The organism is Streptomyces sp. ID05-39B, from assembly GCF_033794725.1.
GTDB classification, from domain to species: domain Bacteria; phylum Actinomycetota; class Actinomycetes; order Streptomycetales; family Streptomycetaceae; genus Streptomyces; species Streptomyces bobili.
Map to the genome: position 1 here is coordinate 1 of NZ_JARGEF010000408.1, position 4046 is coordinate 4046.

Annotated in this window: 4 protein-coding genes and 2 pseudogenes; 3 read left to right on the forward strand and 3 right to left on the reverse strand. The window is 73.5% G+C overall.

The features are described from left to right. Nucleotides 1–123: 123 nt before the first annotated feature. From P1P75_RS40140 to P1P75_RS40150, 3 genes and pseudogenes are all read right to left on the reverse strand, one after another. On the reverse strand, nucleotides 124–750 hold the full coding sequence (locus P1P75_RS40140; protein ID WP_319264649.1) for a TetR/AcrR family transcriptional regulator: 627 nt from the start codon (nucleotides 748–750) through the stop codon (nucleotides 124–126). Nucleotides 751–800: 50 nt separating this feature from the next. After that, nucleotides 801–1090 (reverse strand): annotated as a pseudogene (locus P1P75_RS40145) (hypothetical protein); the annotation flags it as partial. Then, nucleotides 1090–1269 (reverse strand): annotated as a pseudogene (locus P1P75_RS40150) (ABC transporter ATP-binding protein); the annotation flags it as partial. The pseudogenes P1P75_RS40145 and P1P75_RS40150, both read right to left, overlap by 1 nt. A 186-nt stretch (nucleotides 1270–1455) precedes the next feature. Between P1P75_RS40150 and P1P75_RS40155 the strand changes: the two are divergent. The 3 genes from P1P75_RS40155 to P1P75_RS40165 all read left to right on the forward strand — a co-directional run bounded on the left by P1P75_RS40155 (nucleotide 1456) and on the right by P1P75_RS40165 (nucleotide 3733). Then, complete coding sequence (locus P1P75_RS40155) at nucleotides 1456–2019, forward strand: SAV_6107 family HEPN domain-containing protein (protein ID WP_319264650.1); 564 nt, start codon at nucleotides 1456–1458, stop codon at nucleotides 2017–2019. Between the two features lie 261 nt (nucleotides 2020–2280). Beyond that, nucleotides 2281–3063, forward strand: coding sequence for a methyltransferase (locus P1P75_RS40160; protein WP_319264652.1), 783 nt, complete (start codon nucleotides 2281–2283; stop codon nucleotides 3061–3063). 265 nt (nucleotides 3064–3328) lie between these two features. Further along, on the forward strand, nucleotides 3329–3733 hold the full coding sequence (locus P1P75_RS40165) for a DUF3040 domain-containing protein (protein WP_086769039.1): 405 nt from the start codon (nucleotides 3329–3331) through the stop codon (nucleotides 3731–3733). Nucleotides 3734–4046 lie beyond the last annotated feature (313 nt).

A 4046-nucleotide genomic window follows, 5' to 3' on the forward strand; every position in this document is an offset into this window, starting at 1 on the left:
GGGGAGGGAACGGGGGAAGCGGGGGAGCACCAGGAAGCGCCGGTTCGCGGCGGCACACGGGGGACGTGGCCGCGGCGGACCGGCGCTTCCGCGTCGCCCTGCCGGGGCCCGCCGTCCGCGCCCCTAACGGCGCCCGCTCACCCGCCCCTGGAGCAGCCGGGACAGGGCCGCGTGCACGTCGTCCAGGGACCGTTCCGACTGGAAGGCCTGCCAGTCGAGGGCGGCCACCAGGACCATGCCGACCAGCGCGGCCGCGGTCAGCTGCACGTCGATCTCCTCGCTGAACTCGCCGTTGTCGATGCCCTCGCGCAGGACGCCCTCGACGACGGCCACCGCCTGCTGCCGCACCACCATGAGCGTGGACTGCCAGGCCCGGTTGGTGCGCCACAGCTCGGCCACGTAGAGCTGGGTGAACGCCGGATAGCGGTCGATGAAGACCAGGCCCGCGTGGATCATCGCGTCCAGCGCGTCGACCCGGCTGCCGCCCGCGCGCGCGGTGCCCTCGGCGGCCTCCCGGAGGGACGCGGTGAGCAGTCCCACCCCATGCCGCAGCAACTCCTCGAAGAGGACGGACTTGCTCGCGAAGTTGTAGTAGACGGTGCCCTTCGCGACGCCCGCGCGCTCGGCGATCTCGTCCACCGTGGTGGCGGAGAAACCCTGCTCGGCGATGAGGGTGACGGCCGCCTCGTAGAGCTTCTGCCGGGTGGCCTCGCGGCGGGTGCTGCCGACGGGCGTGGTGGTGCTGTCCATGCCCCTGATTGTCACAGGAACCCGCGCCGCCGGGTGACCCGGCGGCGCGGTCACAGGGTCAGCTCCGGGTGCAGCCGGTCCAGCGTCCCCACCTGGCGGCGGCGAGCGGACAGCGCGGTCATTGCATGGGCGCCCGCGGTGAAGGCGATCAGGACCACGCACGCCTGCTGCACCGGGCCCAGGCCGCCGCCCGTGATGAGCCGGCGCAGGGCCTCGACGACGTGGCTCATCGGCAGCCAGGAATGCAGGCGTTGAAGAAGTCCGGGCTCGTCTGCACCGGGTAGGTGCCGCCCGCCGACGTCAGCTGGAGCATGAGCAGGGCCAGGACGAGGATCCGGCCTCGGTGGCCTTCATCCGGCCGGTGAGCGCGAGCAGCAGGCTGGTCCGGCCGGAGCCGGAGGGCTGCCCCTCGACCGCGATCAGCGCGCCGGGCTCCGCGTCGAGACCGACGTCCCGGAAGGCCCAGCCGCGCGGGCCGCGGAGCCCGAACTCCTCGGCCGTGACGGTGACTCCGTCCAAGGTTTCCCCTGCGGCAGCGACGCATGCATTTTTTTGAACTGACTGGTCAGTGAAAAAACTGGCTCGAACCTTCGATCGAAGCAAAGGCCCAGGTCAGATCGGATTGTCAGTGCCATAGCCCACGATGTGCACATACGGCACCACCGGACAGGAGAGTGCCGTCACACAGACGACAGGAGGTTCGTCATGGCCAACTCCCACGCAAGCGCCGCACGTCGGCGACGCGCCACCGGCCCTGCCCCCTCACTGACCGGCCCGGCGAGCGACGTGCACCCCGTGCTGCGCCGGACCACGGCCCCGCCCGCCGCCCTCGACCTGCTCGCCCAGGCCCGCGCCGGACTCGACGAGGCCGCCGTCCTCGACACCCCCAACGAGCGGTACGCCACGGCCCACCTGGCCGCCCTGCGCACCGCCGCCGCCGTCCTCGCCGCGCGGGGGCGCCCGGAGCCCTCACCCCGGCGCCGGGCCCGGATCAGAAGCGCCTGGGAAGTGCTCCCCGAGATCACACCCGAGCTGACCGAGTGGTGTGCGCTCTTCGCCTCCGGCGCCCGCCGCCGGGCCCGCGCCGAGGCGGGCATCCAGGGCGCGGCCAGCCGCCGCGACGCAGACGACCTCATACGCGACGTGGCGATGTTCCTCCGCCTCGTCGAGCGCATGCTGGTCCTCCAGCCGGTCCTGCCCCAGCCCCGCCAGGAGGGCGACGAGCCGGACCGCCCGGGCGCGGACGAGGACATGCCGGACGCGGGGTGAGCGCCGCCGTCGACGGGGCGGGCGGGGGCGTTGGGCCGGCAGGTGCGGGTGCGTCCGGCCAGGACGTGCGGGTGCGTGTCCGGTGCGGCGGGCGGTACCCGTGAGCCCCGCGACCCGTGCCCACGCGGTGGCCGGGCGCGGTGGCGGAGGCAATAGGGTGGACAACGCCTGAAGCCCTCCCCTCGGCACCGGCCGGGCCGGGAGGGCGCCCCCTTCGCTCCGCCGCGCAAGAGGCGGTGCCGCGCCAAGGAGTCAACCGCCGTGCCCGACCCGACGCGCCCCCGCGCCGCCCTCCGTACCGCCGTGGTCTGGGACGTCCTGCGGGACGCCCTCGACCGCCGGGTCAAGGCCACGGGTCGGGAGTCGCTGGACGTCCTGGACACCGGGGGCGGCAGCGGCAACTTCGCGGTGCCCGTCGCCCGCCTCGGGCACCGGGTCACCGTCGTCGACCCCAGCCCCAACGCGCTCTTCGCGCTGGAGCGCCGCGCCGCCGAGGCCGGTGTCGCCGACCGCGTGCAGGGCGTCCAGGGCGACGCCCACGGCCTCTTCGACGTCGTCCGGCGCGGCGGCTTCGACGCCGTCCTGTGCCACGGCGTCCTGGAGTACGTCGACGACCCCGCCGAAGGCGTCCGCAACGTGGTGGCCGCGCTGCGCCCCGAGGGCGTCCTCAGCCTGCTCGCCGCCGGCCTCGGCGGAGCCGTCCTCGCCCGCGCCCTCGCGGGTCACTTCACGGAGGCCCGGCAGGCCCTCACCGACCCGGACGGCCGCTGGGGCCAGGGTGACCCCGTCCCGCACCGCTTCACCGCCGGGCAGCTCACCGGACTGGTCGAGGGAGCGGGCCTCCGGGTGGGCGCCGTGCACGGCGTCCGGGTCTTCGCCGACCTGGTGCCCGGCGTGCTCGTGGACACCGAGCCCGGCGCCATGGAAGCACTGCTGAAGCTGGAGGCGGCGGCGGCCGAACTGCCTGCCTTCCACTCCGTGGCGACCCAGCTCCATGTGCTCGGTGAGACTCCCGGGACGCAAGAGGCCTCGGCCGACTCCTGAGATGCCCCGCTGATCAGGTACGCGGCTGTACATGGAGTACGCCACAGGCCCCCCGTTCGGCCGAACTGCGCCGTATGATCGAGGGAGACCGCCCGGCATGACGGGTCGGCCTGCGGGGAATGGAATCTCCAGCGGGCCGGGACGTCCATGGTGGGCTCCGGTTGGCCAATTGGCGTAGAGGGGCGGGTTTCACGGGGGCGATTCCCTGCCTATCCTGAAGGGACCCCCCGGGTCGCCCCGGCGACTGCACGATGAGGAGGACTCCGTGCCGCTCTCGGAGCACGAGCAGCGCATGCTCGAGCAGATGGAGCGAGCGCTGTACGCCGAAGATCCCAAATTCGCGTCGGCGCTTGAGGGAAGCGGGCTGCGTACGTACACCCGGCGCCGGGTCTACCAGGCAGTCGCGGGCTTCCTCGTGGGTATCGCGCTCCTCATGGCCGGTATGGTCGCCAAGCAGGTGTGGCTCAGCGTGGTGGGCTTCCTCGTCATGCTGGGGTGTGCGGTCCTCGCGGTCACCGGCTGGCGCAAGGCCCCCAAGCCGGGCGAACAGCCTGCCGGTGCCCCGCAGACACGCGATCAGGGACGGTCGAAGCGCTCGGTGATGAACCGGATAGAGGAGCGCTGGCAGCGCCGTCGTGACGAGCAGGGCGGCGGCCAACAAGGCCACTGAGCCCTCAGCCCTCGGCCCTGAGCGTTGAGCTGCCGTGCCGGGCCGGTGAGTGAGACGCTGGAGCCGCGCAGACGTGGCCGGAGCGATGTGGCCGGCGAGACGCGGCGAGAGAGACGTGATGAGGGGGTGACCACCCGGTCCGGGTGGTCACCCCCTCACGCATGCCCGACCCGGGTGGAGGCGGCGGGCGCCCGCGCGCCCTGCACGGGACAGCGCTCGGCCCCTGCCGCCGAGAGAGATCTCGGCGGCAGGGGCCGAAGCCTTCCACCACCAGCTACGGCGTCACGTCAGCTGCCCGCCCCCGCGTCAGCTG

Bases quoted from the DNA above. Each gene is read 5' to 3' on its own strand.
- P1P75_RS40140 (WP_319264649.1), bottom strand. From the start codon at position 750: ATGGACAGCACCACCACGCCCGTCGGCAGCACCCGCCGCGAGGCCACC.
- P1P75_RS40155 (WP_319264650.1), top strand. From the start codon at position 1,456: ATGGCCAACTCCCACGCAAGCGCCGCACGTCGGCGACGCGCCACCGGC.